This is a genomic window from Rhodopseudomonas infernalis (assembly GCF_022271405.1).
Classification (GTDB): Bacteria; Pseudomonadota; Alphaproteobacteria; order Rhizobiales; family Xanthobacteraceae; genus Rhodopseudomonas; species Rhodopseudomonas infernalis.
Genome location: NZ_JAJNAL010000010.1, coordinates 60,627 through 77,210, shown reverse-complemented (window position 1 = coordinate 77,210; position 16,584 = coordinate 60,627). Strand labels below are relative to the sequence as shown.

The following is a 16,584-nucleotide window of genomic DNA, read 5'->3' as shown; positions in this document are numbered from 1 at the left end:
CCGGGAGTCCGCCATGAACGTCATGTCTCGCTATTCAGGTCCCATCGGCGAATCGATCGTTACGGATCCAGCCGATGGCGACGCCATGGCGGATGGCGCCGCCGCGATCGACGTCGCCGCGACCAAAACGGACGGGCTCGGCTGTCATGCCGGCGCGGCGGAAATGAAGGCCGCGGCCGAGGCCGCGGGCAAGAGCGAACTGCTCGAGCGTTACGCCGAAGACTACCCGAAAGGGCCGCACGATCAGCCGCAGAGCATGTGCCCGGCGTTCGGGTCGTTGCGCGTCGGCCTGCGGATGCGCCGCACCGCGACGATCCTGTCCGGTTCGGCGTGCTGCGTGTACGGCCTGACCTTCGTGTCGCATTTTTATGGCGCGCGCCGCACCGTCGGCTACGTGCCGTTCTCGTCCGAGACGCTGGTCACCGGCAAGCTGTTCGAGGATATCCGCGAGGCTGTGTACAAGCTCGCCGACCCCGAGCAGTACGACACCATCATCATCACCAATCTCTGCGTGCCGACCGCGTCGGGCGTGCCGCTCGATCTGCTGCCGAACGAGATCAACGGCGTCCGCATCATCGGCATCGACGTGCCGGGCTTCGGCGTGCCGACCCATGCCGAGGCCAAGGACGTGCTGGCCGGCGCGATGCTGGAATATGCCCGCAAGGAAGCCGAGCAGGGGCCGGTGCAGGCGCCGCGCGGCGGCCGCAGCGAGCGCCCGACCGTCACGCTGCTCGGCGAAATGTTTCCGGCCGATCCGGTCGGCATCAACATGATGCTCGAGCCGCTCGGTCTGGCGGCAGGTCCGGTTGTTCCGACCCGCGAATGGCGCGAGCTCTATGCGGCGCTCGATTGCCAGGTCGTCGCCGCGATCCACCCGTTCTACAAAGCCAGCATCCGTCAGTTCGAACTCGCCGGCCGCAAGGTCGTCGGCTCCGGGCCGGTCGGTCACGACGGCACCGAGACCTGGCTGGAAGCGATCGGCACCGCCTGCAACGTGTCGCGCGACAACATCGATGCGGCCAAGAACCGTTTCCTGCCGGCCATCAAGGCCGCGCTCGCCGCCAAGCCGATCGACGCGCGGATCACCGTGTCGGGTTACGAAGGCTCCGAGTTGCTGGTGGCGCGGCTGTTGATCGAAAGCGGCGCGCGTGTGCCTTATGTCGGCACCGCCGTGCCACGCACGCCGTGGTCCGAGCTCGACCGCGAATGGCTCGAGGCCAAGGGCGTGCGGGTGCAGTACCGCGCCTCGCTGGAGCAGGACTTCGCGGCGGTCGAGGAATTCCGTCCGGATCTTGCGATCGGCACCACCCCGGTGGTGCAGAAGGCCAAGACGATGGCGATCCCGTCTTTGTACTTCACCAATCTGATTTCGGCGCGGCCGCTGTTCGGCGTCGCCGGCGCCGGCTCGCTCGCACACGTGGTCAACGCGGCCCTCGCTAATCAGGCGCGCTTCGACGAAATGAAAGAGTTCTTCGGCGACGTCGGGCAGGGTCACGCCGCCGGCGTCTGGGAATCGACCCCGAAGGACTACCCGGCGTTCCGCGACAAATATCGCAAGCAGATCGAAGCCGCAGCCAAGAAGCGCAAGGCGGAGGAGATGATCTGATGCTTGTTCTCGATCACGATCGCGCCGGCGGCTATTGGGGCGCCGTCTATGCCTTCACCGCGGTGAAGGGTCTGCAGGTCATCATCGACGGCCCGGTCGGCTGCGAAAACCTGCCGGTGACCTCGGTGCTGCACTACACCGACGCGCTGCCGCCGCACGAATTGCCGATCGTCGTCACCGGCCTCGGCGAGGACGAACTCGGCAAGACCGGCACCGAAGGAGCGATGAAGCGGGCGCACCGTGCGCTCGATCCGTTTCTGCCGGCCGTCGTGGTGACCGGGTCGATCGCCGAAATGATCGGCGGCGGCGTCACGCCGGAAGGCACCGGCATCAAGCGCTTCCTGCCGCGGACGATCGACGAGGATCAATGGCAGAGCGCCGACCGTGCAATCGCCTGGCTGTGGAAAGAATACGGACCCAAGAAGGTCCCTGAGCGCCACCGCAAGGAGGGCGAGAAGCCGCGCGTCAACATCATCGGCCCGATCTACGGCACCTTCAATATGCCGTCGGACCTCGCCGAGATCCGCCGCCTGATCGAAGGCATCGGCGCCGAGGTCAACATGGTGTTCCCGCTCGGCACCCATCTCGCCGAGATTCCCAAACTGGTGAACGCCGACGTTAACGTCTGCATGTATCGCGAGTTTGGCCGGCTGGTGTGCGAATTGCTGGAGCGGCCGTATCTGCAGGCGCCGATCGGGCTGCATTCGACCACGCGTTTCCTGCGCAAGCTCGGCGAGCTCACCGGGCTCGACCCGGAGCCGTTCATCGAGCGCGAGAAGAACACCACGATCAAGCCGCTGTGGGATCTGTGGCGCTCGGTGACGCAGGACTTCTTTGGCACCGCCAGTTTCGCGATCGTAGCGACCGATACCTATGCGCGCGGCGTGCGGCACTTCCTCGAAGAGGAGATGGGCCTGCCGTGCACCTTTGCGTTCTCGCGAAAGGCCGGCGTGAAGCCGGACAACGAGGCCGTACGTGCGGCGATCCGGCAGACGCCGCCGCTGATCATGTTTGGCAGCTACAACGAGCGCATGTACCTGGCCGAGGCCGGTGGCCGTGCGATCTACATCCCGGCGTCGTTCCCTGGCGCGGTGATCCGCCGCCATACCGGGACGCCGTTCATGGGCTACTCCGGCGCCACCTATCTGGTGCAGGAAGTCTGCAATGCGCTGTTCGACGCGCTGTTCAACATCCTGCCGCTCGGCAGCGATCTCGATCGGGTGGATCCCACTCCCGCGCGGCGCCACGAAGAATTGCTGTGGAGCGACGAGGCGAAAGCCCTGCTCGACGAAGTCCTCGAATCTCATCCGGTGTTGGTACGTATTTCGGCGGCGAAGCGCTTGCGCGACGCGGCGGAAAACAGCGCGCGCCGCGCCGGGCAGGAGAAAGTTACGACGGAATTCGTCAGCAAAGCACGTGCCGCGCTGCTCGATGGCCAAACGGCATAACGAAGATTTGAGCTAGAACAATGCGGTTCACGATGTCGCGACCAAATATGCGCAATCCCAGAGTGAGGAGATGATCGATGTCCGATTACGTCTACACCGGCCGTCGCTCGCGGGTCCTACCAGATAACGCTGCGATCGAATCCAAACTGATGTTCTGGGCGTGCTACGCGCTGTTTCTGCTTCGTGCGATCGTCACGCGGGCGCTGCCTTGGCGCAAACAGAACGGACAGAATCAATCCGTGTTCAGCGAGGCCCACAACGCCGCGAGCGTTCTGGTGACCTCGTCGTTCATGGGCATGTAATTCGAATTTCGTCCGGCTTCGCCGGACGGAACACTGCCGTTCTCGGAAACGAAACGGTAACTCGCTGTCGTTTCGGAAACGATACGGCATTGGTTGCCGCCCACCCTAGGGCGGCGAGTCGGCCGAAAGGCCATCACTAGGAGGTGTACCAAATGAGTGACGGTTCCATCTCGGGACTTTCCGAAGCGGAAGCCAAGGAATTCCACTCGATCTTCGTGACCAGCTTCTTTCTCTTCATCGTGGTCGCGGTTGTTGCTCACATCCTCGCTTGGATGTGGCGTCCGTGGCTGCCGAAGGCCACCGGCTACGCGATGGACACTGTCCATCAGCTGACTTCGTATCTGTGCTAAGGGGAGACGACTATCATGTGGCGAATTTGGTTGCTGTTTGATCCGCGTCGCGCGCTGGTCCTGCTGTTCGTGTTCCTGTTCGGCCTGGCCATCATCATCCACTTCATCCTGCTGAGCACCAGCCGTTTCAACTGGCTGGACGGCCCGAAGAAGACGGCTGAGATCTCTCAGACCTACACCAGCATGCCCGTCTAACGGCATGATGAATTGCTTGCCGGAACGGGCGGGAAACGGACCCATCTGCCGGGCCCGTCCGCTTCCGGGAAGCTACCTGGACCGGATCACTACGATGGATTTTCCCTGGCGCGCTCGCGGAGGAACGATCGATGGCAATGCTCAGTTTTGAGAAAAAATACCGCGTTCGTGGCGGAACGCTAATCGGAGGCGACCTGTTCGATTTCTGGGTCGGCCCGTTCTATGTCGGTTTCTTCGGCGTCGCGACGGTGTTCTGCGCTCTACTCGGGATCGCGCTGATCGTTTGGAATACCGCGCTCGGCCCGACCTGGAATCTTTGGCAGATCAGCGTCAACCCGCCGGACGCCAAATACGGCTTGGGCTTCGCACCTCTCGCCGAGGGTGGCATCTGGCAGTGGGTCTCGATCTTCGCGACCGGCGCCTTCGTGTCCTGGGCGCTGCGTGAAGTCGAGATCTGCCGCAAGCTCGGCATCGGCTATCACGTCCCGTTCGCCTTCAGCTTCGCGATCTTCGCCTATCTCACCCTGGTGGTGATCCGTCCGGTGCTGATGGGTTCGTGGAGCTACGGCTTCCCCTACGGCATCTTCACGCATCTCGATTGGGTGTCGAACACCGGCTACGCCTACGGCCAGTTCCACTACAATCCCGCGCACATGATCGCGATCACGTTCTTCTTCACGACCTGTCTGGCGCTGGCGCTGCATGGCGCTCTGGTTCTCTCGGCCCTCAATCCGGACCGCGGCGAGCCGGTGAAGTCGCCCGAGCATGAGAACACCATCTTCCGTGATCTGGTCGGTTACTCGATCGGCACCATCGGCATTCATCGCCTCGGTCTGTTCCTGGCGCTGGCTGCCGTGTTCTTCAGTGCGGTCTGCATGATCCTCAGCGGCCCTGTGCTCGCCGAAGGTGGTTCGTGGCCGGATTGGTGGAACTGGTGGCGCAACCTGCCGATCTGGAATCAGTAATTCAACCGGTCACAAGAGAGTCTTGTCATGGCCCAATATCAGAACATCTTCACGCAGGTCCAGGTTGAAGGACCTGCCTATGCGGGGGTGCCGCTAAGACCCGGCAGCTCAGCCCGCGAGACCCAGACGACGTTCAACTACTGGCTCGGCAAAATCGGCGACGCGCAGGTCGGTCCCATCTATCTCGGGTTCACCGGTGTGTGCTCGCTGCTCTGCGGGTTCGTCGCGATCGAGATCATCGGCCTCAATATGCTGGCGTCGGTGGACTGGAGCCCGATCGAATTCCTGCGCCAGTTCTGCTGGCTGGCGCTCGAGCCGCCGAAGCCGGAATACGGTCTTTCCATTCCGCCGCTCAAGGAAGGCGGCTGGTGGCTGATGGCCGGCTTCTTCCTCACCGTGTCGATCGCGCTGTGGTGGGTTCGCACCTATCGCCGCTCGCGGGCGCTCGGCATGGGCACCCACGTGTCGTGGGCGTTCGCCTCGGCGATCCTGCTCTATCTGTCGCTCGGCTTCATCCAGCCGGTGCTGATGGGCACGTTCAGCGAAGCGCCGCCGTTCGGCATCTTCCCGCACCTCGACTGGACCAACAACTTCTCGATCAAGTACGGCAACCTGTACTACAACCCCTTCCACTGCCTCTCGATCGCCTTCCTGTACGGCTCGGCTCTGCTGTTCGCCATGCATGGTGCGACCATTCTGGCGGTGAGCCGCTACGGCGGCGAGCGCGAAATCGAGCAGATGCTCGATCGTGGTACTGCTCTTGAACGCGCTGCTCTGTTCTGGCGCTGGACGATGGGCTTCAATGCGACGGCCGAATCGATCCATCGCTGGGCCTGGTGGTTTGCGGTGCTGTGCCCGCTGACCGGTGCGATCGGCATCATCCTCACCGGCCCGGTGGTCGACAACTGGTTCGACTGGGGCGTGAAGCACGGTCTGGCTCCGCCGCGGTAGGACAGCCAGATCCTCTCGACTGAAAATTGCGCACGCCTGATTGAAAATACCGATCAGGCGTGCGCTGCTTGGGGCCCTACGAACCGGAAATATAGGCAGCCGGGCCCCGGACAAACATCTCCGCCGGATCATGACGTGCGGAGCGACGTGAGCTAAAGAAGCACGTCCCATTCGCGCGTGAATCGCCAAGACAAGCCGACGCCGGCCCGCAGCTCCATCTAAGGCTCAAGGCAACAACAAGACTTGGTGGACGCAGGCGCCGGACGGAGGGACGGGTTCTTGCTGGAGGATATTTGCCCTGGTGCAAGTGTTCAAATCGCCGAACGAATCGCTGGGGGATCTCGGTGCCGGGGCTGCGGCGAAGCTGATCGCTACGGCGACGGACGTTGCTCTGGTGATTGATCCTCAAGGCGTCATTCTCGATGTGGCGTTCAACAAAGACGAACTGGCGCTCGAATTGGACGCGCAGGGCCGCTGGCTCGGCTCCCGGCTGGTCGACGTGGTGACGTCCGATACCCAACCGAAGATTCGTGAATTGCTGCTCGATGCCACGGTGCGCGACGCCCCGACCTGGCGTCAGGTGAACCACCCGTCCCCCGGAGGCGACGACGTTCCGGTGTTGTATTCGGCCGTTGGCTTCGGACGCGATGATCGGCTGCTGGTGGTCGGTCGTGATCTGCGTCAACTCGCATTGATGCAGCAGCGGCTAATCAACGCGCAGCAATCGATGGAGCGGGACTACATCCGGCTCCGCCACGCGGAAACCCGCTATCGCCTGCTGTTCCAGGTGTCTTCGGAAGCCGTCATGATCGTGGATGCGACCAGCGAACTGATTGTCGACACCAATCCCGCGACGCTGGCGATGTTCGACGCGACTGCCCCGCAAACGCAAAACTCTTCTCTCGTCAGTCACTTCGATGCCGCAGACCGAGCGGCCGTGCTGGGCTTGCTGGCGGATGTCCGGTCGACCGGGCGTGATGGCCGCGCCAAGGTGCGGCTCGCCAATTCCGGCCGCGCCTGTGAGATGTCGGCGTCGCTGTTCCGGCAGGAGAATGCCTCGCTGTTCCTGGTGCGGCTGACGTCGCAATCGCCGGTGCCGGAACTCGGTGCCGCGAAGAGCGCCTCGCTGCTGCTGAAATATTTCGAATCCGCCGCCGACGCGCTGGTGATCACCCAGTTCGACGGCCGCGTCGTCCGCACCAATCTGGCTTTTCTCGAAATGGCGCAGCTCGGCAGCGCCGAGCAGGCGCGCGGCGAATTGCTCGATCGCTGGCTCGGCCGCACCGGCGTCGATCTCAGCGTCGCGCTGGCCAATCTCCGGCAGAGCGGCACGATCAAGCTGTTCGCCACCGTGCTGCGTGGCGAATATGGCGCGGCTGCCGAGGTCGAAGTGTCAGCCGTTGCCCTCAACGACACCGACGACAAGCCGTGCTTCGGGTTCGCGATCCGCAACGTCGAAAAGCGGCTGCCCGCGGCGGCGAGCTCGAAGCGGGAGCTGCCGCGCTCGGTCGCGCAGCTCACCGAGCTGATCGGCCGGGTGCCGCTGCGCGACCTCGTGCGCGAGACGACGGACGTGATCGAAAAGCTGTCGATCGAGGCGGCGCTCGAACTCACCGGAGACAACCGCGCATCGGCCGCCGACATGCTCGGCCTCAGCCGGCAGAGCCTCTACGTCAAACTGCGCCGCTACGGCCTCGCCGAACACGCGCCCGAAGGAGAGGCCGCCGATGAGTAACGCGCCATTGAGTAACGCGCCGATCGGCAAGCTGCCGAATGGGAGCGTGCCGAGCGGCAAAGTGCCGAACGCCTTGGCAACGCGTCCCGCGCCGTCGGCGGTGCTCGAGGTCTTGCACCCGATCACCTGGTTTCCGCCGATGTGGGCGTTCGCGTGCGGCGTGGTGTCGTCGGGCGTGCCGATTTCGTCGCGCTGGATCGAAGTGATTGCCGGCATCGTGTTGTGCGGCCCGCTGCTGGTCGCCACCAGTCAGGTCGTCAACGACTGGTTCGACCGCGACGTCGACGCCATCAACGAGCCGAACCGGCCGATCCCGTCCGGCCGCATTCCCGGGCGCTGGGGTCTGTATCTGTCGTTCATGTGGACCGCCGCGTCGCTGCTACTCGCCAGCCAGCTCGGCGTCTGGGTGTTCGGCGCCGCCGTGCTCGGCCTGGTGCTGGCCTGGATCTATTCCATGCCGCCGTTCCGGCTGAAGCAGAACGGCTGGCTCGGCAACGGCGCCTGCGCGATTACTTACGAAGGCTTCGCCTGGTTCACCGGCGCCGCCGTGATGCTCGGCGGCCTGCCGCCTTGGCCGATCGTGATCCTGGCGCTGCTCTACAGCGCCGGCGCGCACGGCATCATGACGCTGAACGATTTCAAGTCGATCGAGGGCGACATCAAGACCGGCGTCGGCTCGCTGCCGGTGAAGCTCGGCGTCGACAACGCCGCGCGCACCGCCTGCGCCGTGATGGCGATTCCGCAGGTGGTGGTGATCGCTTTGCTGCTGTCCTGGGACCGGCCGATCGGCGCCGCGATCGTTTGCCTCGTGCTGGTGCTTCAGCTCGCCCTGATGGTGCGTTTCCTGCGCGCGCCGGTCGAGCGCGCCACCTGGTTCAGCGGTCTTGGCGTCGCTCTTTACGTCATGGGCATGATGGCGAGCGCGATTGCGGTGTCGTCGTTCGGAGCCCCGACATGAGTTTCTTCGCGAGTGGAGTGACGCAATCATGATGCGGCCGTTGTCCTGGCTCGGCATTGTTCGGATGGGTCTGGTGCAAACCGGCCTCGGCGCCATCGTGGTGCTCACGACGTCGACGCTCAACCGCGTGATGGTGGTGGAGCTGGCGCTGCCGGCGATGCTGCCGGGGGCGCTGGTGGCGATCCACTATGCGCTGCAGGTGTTTCGTCCGGCCTGGGGCCATGGCTCGGATCGCGGCGCGCGCCGCACGCCGTGGATCATCGGCGGCATGGCGGTGCTCGCGCTCGGCGGTTTCCTCGCGGCGGTGGCGACTGCCTGGATGGCGACCGAGCCGCTGTTCGGCGTGGCGCTCGCGATCGTGGCGTTCTGCCTGATCGGCGGCGGGGTCGGCGCGGCCGGCACCTCGCTGCTGGTGTTGCTCGCCAAGCGCGTCGACGACAAGCGCCGCGCTGCGGCGGCGACCATCGTCTGGGTGATGATGATCGCGGGCTTCATCGTCACCACCGGCTTCGCCGGCCACCTGCTCGATCCATTCTCGCCGTCGCGGCTGGTCGCCGTGTCCGGCGGCGTATCGCTGATCGCGATGGTGCTGACGCTCGTCGGCGTGTGGGGGATCGAAGGCAAGGTTGCGGCCGCCACGGTCGCGCCACCGGAGAAGGGGTCGTTCCGCGCCGCCATCAAGGAAGTCTGGGCCGAGCCACAGGCCCGGCGCTTCGCGATCTTCGTGTTCGTCTCGATGCTCGCCTACAGCGCCCAGGATCTGATCCTGGAGCCGTTTGCCGGCGCGGTCTTCGCCTTCACGCCGGGCGAGACCACCAAGCTGTCGAGCGTGCAGCACGGCGGCACGCTGCTCGGCATGGCACTGGTGCCGCTGATCGGCGCGCTGTTGCCGAAGACGCGCGGCAATCTCAAGGTCTGGACGATCGGCGGCTGCATCGCCTCGGCGCTGGCGCTGCTGGGTCTGTCCATGGCCGCATTGGTCGGCGGATCCTGGCCGCTGCGCGAAAACGTGTTTCTGCTGGGCGTCACCAATGGCGCCTACGCGGTGGCGGCGATCGGTTCGATGATGGAGCTGGTCAGCGCCGGCGGCGAAAAGCGCGAGGGTGTGCGCATGGGGCTGTGGGGGGCCGCGCAGGCGATCGCGTTCGGCGTCGGCGGCTTCATCGGCACGCTGGCGAGCGACGTCGCCCGCCTGGTGCTGGGGTCGCCGGCGTTGTCCTACGCGTCGGTGTTCGCGGCCGAGGCCGGTCTGTTCATGGTCTCCGCGGTGATGGCGGTGTGGGTGCATCGCGCCCAGCAGCGCTCGGCACGCAATGCGGGCAGAAGCGTCGATTTGGCGAATGCAGCAGTGGCGGGAGGATAGGATGAGCGAGAATTCCGCGATTTATGATGTCGTTGTCGTCGGCGGAGGGCCGGCCGGCGCGACCGCGGCCTGCGATCTTGCCCGCGCCGGCAAGCGCGTCGCACTGCTCGACCGCGCCGGTCGCATCAAGCCGTGCGGCGGCGCAATCCCGCCGCGGGCGATCCGCGACTTCGCCATTCCGGACGGCATGCTGGTCGCCAAGATCAACGCCGCCCGCATGGTGTCGCCGACCGATGTCGAAGTCGACATGCCGATCGACGGCGGCTTCGTCGGCATGGTCGACCGCGAACATTTCGACGAATGGCTGCGCCAGCGCGCCGCCAGCGTCGGCGCCGAGCGCGTCACCGGGCTGTTCCGCCGCTTCAGCCGCGACGAGAGCGGCCTGAACACCGTGTACTACGAAGCGCGCCAGCCCGACGGCAGCATGCAGGAGCAGGCGCTACGGGCACGCGCCATCATCGGCGCCGACGGCGCGGTGTCGGCCGTCGCGCGGCAGTTCCTGCCGGACGCCGATCGTGTGCCGTTCGTGTTCGCCTATCACGAGATCATCAAGGCGCCGGCAGCCGAACAGAGAGCGGCCTACGAAAGCCGGCGCTGCGACGTGTACTATCAGGGCAAGGTGTCGCCGGACTTCTACGGCTGGGTGTTTCCGCATGGCGACACCGTGAGCGTCGGCACCGGCTCGATGCACAAGGGCTTTTCGCTGCGTGATTCGGTCGCCGAGCTGCGCAAGCAGACCGGGCTCGACGAGGTCGAGACCATCCGCAAGGAAGGCGCGCCGATTCCGCTGCATCCGCTGCCGCGCTGGGACGACGGCCACAGCGTGCTGCTCGCCGGCGATGCCGCGGGTGTCGTCGCGCCGGCGTCGGGCGAGGGCATCTACTACGCGCTGCTTGGCGGTCGCCTTGCGGCCGAAGCGGTCGGCGAATTTCTTGATACCGCCGACGCCAAGGCGCTCAAGGGCGCGCGCAAGCGCTTCATGCGCGCCAACGGCTCGGTTTTCCGCATCCTCGGCCTGATGCAGTGGTACTGGTACGCCAGCGACAAGCGCCGCGAGCAGTTCGTCAGCATCTGCCGCGATCGCGACGTTCAGAAGCTGACCTGGGACGCCTACATGAACAAGAAGCTGGTCCGCGCCAAGCCGATCGCGCATGTCCGGATCTTCTTCAAGAACCTCGCCCACATGACGGGGTTCGCCTCGGTCTGACCTCGGCGTCGCTGCGCGCGACAAGTCGCGCCTCCCGGCGCAGAGAGCTCCATCTCCCGCTTGCGGGCCAGGGGTGGGGTGGGTGAGGGCAACACGGGCACCGAGCTTGTGCATCCGAAGTCCGATGCGTTCGGTCGCGCGTGCTGTGCCGGCCTTGCGTGTCAAACAGCCATGCGCGCCGACGGCGCGATTTTGATAGTCTGAGGATCCGATTGCGATTCTCTTTTCTCCTTCGACTCGTCCCGCCACCAAGCGAGACGCGCGAAGCTTCAACTTGCTGCAGGTCCGACGTGAACCCGATCCTTGTCGCCTTTGCCGTCGCCATCCTGGTCGGATTGCTGGGCGGATCGCTCACCGACACCGGGGCGTGGTATCAAAGCCTGAGCAAACCATCATGGCAGCCACCGGATTGGGCGTTCGGACCGGCCTGGACCTTGATCTTCGCGCTGGCGGCGATGTCCGCGGTGTATGCCTGGCGCGGCGCGACCACGCGGGCGCAGCGCGAATGGGTGATCGGCATCTTCGCCGCCAACGGCTTTTTCAACGTGCTGTGGAGCATGTTGTTCTTCACTGTGCAGCGGCCGGATTGGGCGCTGTTGGAAGTGCCGTTGCTGTGGCTTTCGGTATTGACCGGCATCGTGGTGTTTTGGCGCGGCGCACGCACGGCGAGTTACTATCTGGTGCCGTATTTGCTCTGGGTCAGCTTTGCGGCCTATCTGAACTGGACGGTGGTCCAGCTCAACGCGCCGTTCTGATCGCCGCCATCCGCGGGGAATGCTCGCATCAATGAGCCGCTCATGTCGATGATGTCCGATCTGTTCGCCAGCGGCCTCGTGGTCGATCTGATCCTGGGCTTCCTGCTGCTCGAGGCCATCGGAATCATCGGTTACTGGGTATGGCGCCGGCGTGGGATCGCACCCGCCGATTTTCTGCCGGGGCTATGCTCGGGCGCGCTGATGCTGCTGGCGCTGCGAGCGGTGCTGGCCGGCGGCTCCTGGGTGATGCCTACGGTTTGCCTCATGCTGGCCGGCCTGGCGCATCTGGTCGACGTGCTGCGGCGCTGGCGCAGCTGAGCTTCGCGGCTCCCGCCGGGCGACGGCCGAACCCCTGTCCAAAAAGAGAAGAGCTCCGATCCTCGCGGACCGGAGCTCTCGAATTCGGGCTGACTGCGTCAGCGCAGGATCTGCTTACTTCAAAGTCGCCAGATAAGCGGCGACGTCCTTGCGCTGCTGTTCGTTGGCCAGCTTGAAGGTCATCTTGGTGGAGCCGGTCGCCTTGTCGGCATGGCCCTTGTCGGTCAGGTACTTCTTCAGGAACCCGTTCGGATCCGCGAGATATTCCACGACGTTTTCCTGCGACCAGACCAGACCGGCTTCGCCGGCAGCGTGGTTCAGCGGCGAATAGGTGAAGCCGGCCGCGGTGCCCGTCTTGCGGCCGATCACGCCGCCCAGCGCCGGACCAACCATGTTCTTGTCCGCGCGGTGGCAGGTCTGACACTGCTTGAAAACCGCCTCGCCCTTGGCGGCGTCCTGCGCCGACGCGATGCCCGTCGACAGAGATCCTGCGGCAGCGGTGATGGTGACAATTGCGAGAAGTTTACGGACCACGTCTCTCTCCTAGATCTCAGTCGGTTGCGCCCACGGTATCGGGGCCCGGTTCGGGCTCGACGATGGGTTATCCAAACTCTTTCTAAAGTGGTCTGTAAAGCAGTTATGACACTTAATGTTCCATGCAGTTGGACGTTTGTGTCTCATACCGCGTTGATTCCGCGCAACAAAGTTACGGATTAGGCAATTCGGCCAATTTCCTGCGCTATTCGGATCAGCTTGCACTTGTCATTGGCACAATGTCTGCATAATTCGACTAGGCGCGACCGTTCGACTGCCGTCTCCCGACGCCGGAACCGCCTGCGAGTGGAACGATGTCTGCCAAACCAGCTCAGCCTGACATCACACTGTTACTAGACATGGACGGTGTGATCCGCGACGCCAGCCTGTCGCCTGCGCTGTCTGCTGAGAGCGTTGAGACGTGGCTCGGCCGCGCCTGGACGGACATCGCCGGCGAAGACTGCGGCGACAAGGTTCGCCGCATGGTGGAAGACGCTCGGTCCAGCGGGATTTCAGCGTTCCGCCAGATCAATCAGCGCTTTCCGTCCGGGACAGAGATCCCGATCGAATTCACCACGATGCTGCTCGGCGATCGCACCGGCATGCTGGCGGTCGGCAAAAACCTTCAAGCCGTCACCGAGCTGCATTCGCGGCTGATCGCGGCACAGCAGACGATCGAGCGCGATTATTGGCGTCTGCGCGAAATGGAGACGCGGTACCGGCTGGTGTTCGATGCAGCCACCGAAGCGGTGCTGATCGTCTCGGCCAACGACCTCAGGATCGTCGAGGCCAACCGCGCCGCCGTGCAGGCGCTCACCGGCATCGATCGCGACAATGCCGACGTCACCGGGCGTGAGATCATTGCGGAAATCGCCGAGGTTGATCGTGACGCGGTTCGCGAAATGCTGGTGCGCGTCCGCGATCGCGGCAAGGCTTTGAGTATCCTCGTCCATCTCGGCCGCGACGCGCGCCCGTGGATGGTGCGAGGCTCGCTGGTGTCCTCGGAACGCGGTCAGGTCTTCCTGGTGCAGTTTGCTCCCGTGACGTCCGCGCCCCGGGGCGAGGACCGTGAACCCACCGTGCTGAAGACGTTGATTGATCGTGTGCCGGACGGCTTCGTTGCGCTCGACTCGGCGGGCGTGATCCGCCACGCCAATCAGGCATTTCTCGACTTGGTACAGATCGGCTCCAAGGGCTCGGCGATCGGCGAATCGCTGGGGCGCTGGCTGAGCCAGCCCGGCGCCGATCTCGCCGCGCTGCTGTCGCACCTGCAGCGCTACAAGACGGTGCGGCTGTTCCAGACCACGATTCGCGGCGAACTCGGCAGCGAGACCGAGGTCGAGATCTCCGCGGTCGATGGCGACGACCACAACTACGTCGGCGTCCTGATCCGTAATGTGTCGCGGCGTCTGACCGGCGGAGAGACCGACGCGTTGCGCGCTGCGCTCGGGCCCATCAGCAAGCAACTCGGCCGTTCTTCGCTGCGCAAACTGGTGAAGAATACCGTTGGCATCGTGGAGCGCCACTACGTTAAGGAAGCGCTCGAACTGACCAAGGGCAACCGGACTGCGACCGCCGAATTGCTTGGCTTGAGCCGGCAGAGTCTCTATGCCAAGCTTGCGCGGTATGGACTCGATGAGAAGGGGTCCAGTTCACCGGACTTCGTTCCAGACGACGACCCTGAGGATTGATTGGCCGTCCAACCGACCAGCTCGCCCGCATTCGGAACCGCGGACCTTTCGAATTGTGAGCAGGAGCAGATCCACCTCGCGGGGTCGATCCAGCCGCATGGCGCATTGCTCGTCGTCAGTGAGCCCGACCACCGCATTATTCAGGCCAGCGCCAACGCGGCCGAATTTCTCAATCTCCCAGAGGTCGTCGGCGTCGCGCTTGCGGACCTCGAAGGCGATCTGCTGATCCGCATCCTGCCGCATCTCGATCCGACTTCCGAGGGGACGCCGATCGCGGTGCGCTGCCGGATCGGCAGGCCGGCCGTGGAGTTCGACGGCCTGATCCACCGGCCGCCGGAAGGTGGCCTTATCGTCGAACTCGAGCGCGCCGGTCCGCCGCTCGATATGCTGACGACCGTTGGCCAAGCGCTCGACAAGATCCGCGCCTCGAACTCGATCCGCGCGCTGTGCGACGAAGCCGTCCTGCTGTTTCAGGACCGCATCGGCTACGACCGCGTGATGCTCTATCGCTTCGACGAAGAGGGGCACGGAGAGGTGTTTTCGGAGCGTCACACGCCGGGTCTCGATTCCTATCTCGGCAACCGCTATCCGGCATCCGACATTCCCCAAATGGCGCGGCGGCTTTACGAGCGGCAGCGCGTCCGCGTGCTGGTCGACGTCGCCTACGATCCGGTCCCGTTGCAGCCGCGGCTGTCGCCGCTGACTGGGCGCGACCTCGACATGTCGGGCTGCTTCCTGCGATCGATGTCGCCGATCCATCTGCAGTACCTGAAGAACATGGGCGTGCGTGCCACACTGGTGGTGTCGCTCATGGTCGGCGGCAAGCTATGGGGGCTCGTCGCCTGCCATCACTATCAGCCGCGCTTCATCCATTTCGGACTGCGCGCGGTCTGTGAACTTTTGGCCGAAGCCATCGCCACGCGCATTACTGCACTGGAAAGCTTCGCCCAGAGCCAGTCCGAATTGTTCGTGCAGCGGCTCGAACAGCGCATGATCGAAAGTATCTCGCGCGAGGGCGACTGGCGTGCGGCGATCTTCGATGCCTCGCAGTCGATCCTGCAGCCGGTGCGCGCCAGCGGTGCCGCGCTGGTCTATGAGGGGCAGGTGACCACGGTCGGCGAGGTCCCAGGCACGCAAGACATTCGGGGGATTGCCGCGTGGCTGGCGCGCCAGCCCCGCGCCACGGTGATCTCGACGTCGTCGCTTGGGCTCGACGTGCGCGACTTCGCGTCGTTGACGCCGGTCGCAAGCGGAATCGCTGGGGCGCCGGTTTCGAATCATCCTGGCGAATTTCTGATCTGGTTTCGTCCCGAGCGGGTGCGCACCGTCACCTGGGGCGGCGATCCGAAAAAGCCATTCGTGATCGGCAACACCCCCGCCGATCTATCGCCGCGACGCTCCTTCGCTAAATGGAATCAAGTGGTGGAGGGAACGTCCGACCCGTGGACCCCGGCCGATCTCGCCGCGGTGCGGACTATCGGCCAATCCGTCGCCGATATCGTGCTGCAATTCCGCGCGGTTCGAACGCTGATCGCGCAGGAGCAACTCGATCAGTTCTCGCGGCAGGTCGCGACCTCCGACCATCCGGTGGTGATCGCCAATGCCGAAGGCAAGATTCTGCTGATCAACTCCGCTTTCACCGCGATGCTGCCGGAGGGCTATCCGCCGCTGCACCGCCTCGAGGATCTTGCATTGGCGTTCCTCGATCCGTTCGAATTCAGGCGCAACATCGCCGAGATGATCGAGCGGCAGCGCGGCTGGCGCGGCGAATTGTTGCTGCGGGAAGCGGCCGGCCAGGCCCGCTCGCTGCTGGTTCGGGCCGATCCGGTGGTGCCGTCACGCGATCGCGCGCTCGGCTTTGTGCTGATTTTCAACGACAACGCCGCTCGCCGGGCGGCCGAAGCCGCGCGCGGTCGCTTCCAGGAAGGCATCCTCAAGAGCAGCCGCAACACCGGCTTGCGGCTCGATTCGAAATCCGACCTCGTCTACCAGAACCTGCTGTCGGCCGTCGTCGAGAACGCGCAACTGGCGGCGCTGGAAATCACCTACGGGGTGGAGACCGGGCGAATTGCCGAACTGCTCGAGGGCGTGCGCGACTCGACGATGCGGACCGCCGAAGTGCTGCAACATCTGATGCTGCACGCGTCCCGCACGTCCGCCGATCCGATCCCGGGCAAATCGCGGAAGACCGAAAAGTAGCGCGGCG

General features: G+C 64.7%; 16 protein-coding genes. 15 read left to right on the top strand and 1 reads right to left on the bottom strand.

Translation table 11 applies throughout. The features are described from left to right. Positions 1-13 precede the first annotated feature (13 nt). The 13 genes from bchY (at position 14) to LPW26_RS09285 (ending at position 12,153) form a co-directional block, all read left to right on the top strand. Positions 14-1,606, top strand: coding sequence for a chlorophyllide a reductase subunit Y (gene bchY / locus LPW26_RS09345; protein ID WP_238734545.1), 1,593 nt, complete (start codon positions 14-16; stop codon positions 1,604-1,606). Next, positions 1,606-3,054 (top strand): chlorophyllide a reductase subunit Z, encoded by a 1,449-nt coding sequence (bchZ, locus tag LPW26_RS09340; protein WP_238734543.1) that lies wholly within the window; start codon positions 1,606-1,608, stop codon positions 3,052-3,054. Before bchY ends, bchZ begins: the two co-directional genes overlap by 1 nt. Positions 3,055-3,131: 77 nt before the next feature. Beyond that, positions 3,132-3,356, top strand: a complete 225-nt coding sequence (locus LPW26_RS09335; protein ID WP_238734541.1) for a hypothetical protein — start codon at positions 3,132-3,134, stop codon at positions 3,354-3,356. A 152-nt stretch (positions 3,357-3,508) separates the two neighbouring features. After that, positions 3,509-3,706 carry a light-harvesting antenna LH1, beta subunit gene (gene pufB, locus LPW26_RS09330; RefSeq protein ID WP_238734539.1) on the top strand — a complete coding sequence of 66 codons (198 nt, stop codon included), beginning with the start codon at positions 3,509-3,511 and terminating at the stop codon, positions 3,704-3,706. A 15-nt stretch (positions 3,707-3,721) separates the two neighbouring features. Then, positions 3,722-3,901: a light-harvesting antenna LH1, alpha subunit gene (gene pufA / locus LPW26_RS09325; protein WP_011442873.1), complete on the top strand. Its 180-nt coding sequence runs from the start codon at positions 3,722-3,724 to the stop codon at positions 3,899-3,901. Between the two features lie 131 nt (positions 3,902-4,032). After that, positions 4,033-4,866, top strand: a complete 834-nt coding sequence (gene pufL / locus LPW26_RS09320; RefSeq protein ID WP_238734537.1) for a photosynthetic reaction center subunit L — start codon at positions 4,033-4,035, stop codon at positions 4,864-4,866. A 27-nt stretch (positions 4,867-4,893) separates the two neighbouring features. After that, positions 4,894-5,817, top strand: coding sequence for a photosynthetic reaction center subunit M (gene pufM, locus LPW26_RS09315; protein WP_238734536.1), 924 nt, complete (start codon positions 4,894-4,896; stop codon positions 5,815-5,817). Between the two features lie 301 nt (positions 5,818-6,118). Next, a complete protein-coding gene (gene ppsR / locus LPW26_RS09310; protein WP_238734535.1) occupies positions 6,119-7,552 on the top strand; it encodes a transcriptional regulator PpsR in 1,434 nt (477 codons plus the stop codon). Beyond that, positions 7,545-8,510, top strand: coding sequence for a chlorophyll synthase ChlG (gene chlG, locus LPW26_RS09305; RefSeq protein WP_406677295.1), 966 nt, complete (start codon positions 7,545-7,547; stop codon positions 8,508-8,510). Before ppsR (LPW26_RS09310) ends, chlG begins: the two co-directional genes overlap by 8 nt. A gap of 28 nt (positions 8,511-8,538) precedes the next feature. Further along, positions 8,539-9,873, top strand: a complete 1,335-nt coding sequence (locus LPW26_RS09300) for a BCD family MFS transporter (RefSeq protein ID WP_238734534.1) — start codon at positions 8,539-8,541, stop codon at positions 9,871-9,873. 1 nt (position 9,874) lies between these two features. Then, entirely contained in the window at positions 9,875-11,080 is a 1,206-nt protein-coding gene (locus LPW26_RS09295) for a geranylgeranyl diphosphate reductase (RefSeq protein ID WP_238734532.1), read from the top strand. A 290-nt stretch (positions 11,081-11,370) separates the two neighbouring features. Further along, on the top strand, positions 11,371-11,835 hold the full coding sequence (locus LPW26_RS09290; RefSeq protein WP_238734531.1) for a TspO/MBR family protein: 465 nt from the start codon (positions 11,371-11,373) through the stop codon (positions 11,833-11,835). A gap of 42 nt (positions 11,836-11,877) precedes the next feature. Further along, the gene (locus LPW26_RS09285) at positions 11,878-12,153 is read left to right on the top strand and encodes a hypothetical protein (protein WP_238734528.1); all 276 of its coding nucleotides are present in this window, start codon (positions 11,878-11,880) and stop codon (positions 12,151-12,153) included. A gap of 114 nt (positions 12,154-12,267) precedes the next feature. On the opposite strand, the gene LPW26_RS09280 is transcribed toward LPW26_RS09285, so the two are convergent. After that, positions 12,268-12,687, bottom strand: a complete 420-nt coding sequence (locus LPW26_RS09280) for a c-type cytochrome (protein ID WP_238734525.1) — start codon at positions 12,685-12,687, stop codon at positions 12,268-12,270. Positions 12,688-13,001: 314 nt separating this feature from the next. Between LPW26_RS09280 and ppsR (LPW26_RS09275) the strand changes: the two genes are divergently transcribed. Together ppsR (LPW26_RS09275) and LPW26_RS09270 are read left to right on the top strand one after the other, a co-directional pair. Continuing rightward, complete coding sequence (gene ppsR, locus LPW26_RS09275; RefSeq protein ID WP_238734522.1) at positions 13,002-14,378, top strand: transcriptional regulator PpsR; 1,377 nt, start codon at positions 13,002-13,004, stop codon at positions 14,376-14,378. Further along, entirely contained in the window at positions 14,379-16,577 is a 2,199-nt protein-coding gene (locus LPW26_RS09270) for a GAF domain-containing protein (protein ID WP_238734519.1), read from the top strand. The last annotated feature ends 7 nt before the right edge of the window (positions 16,578-16,584 follow it).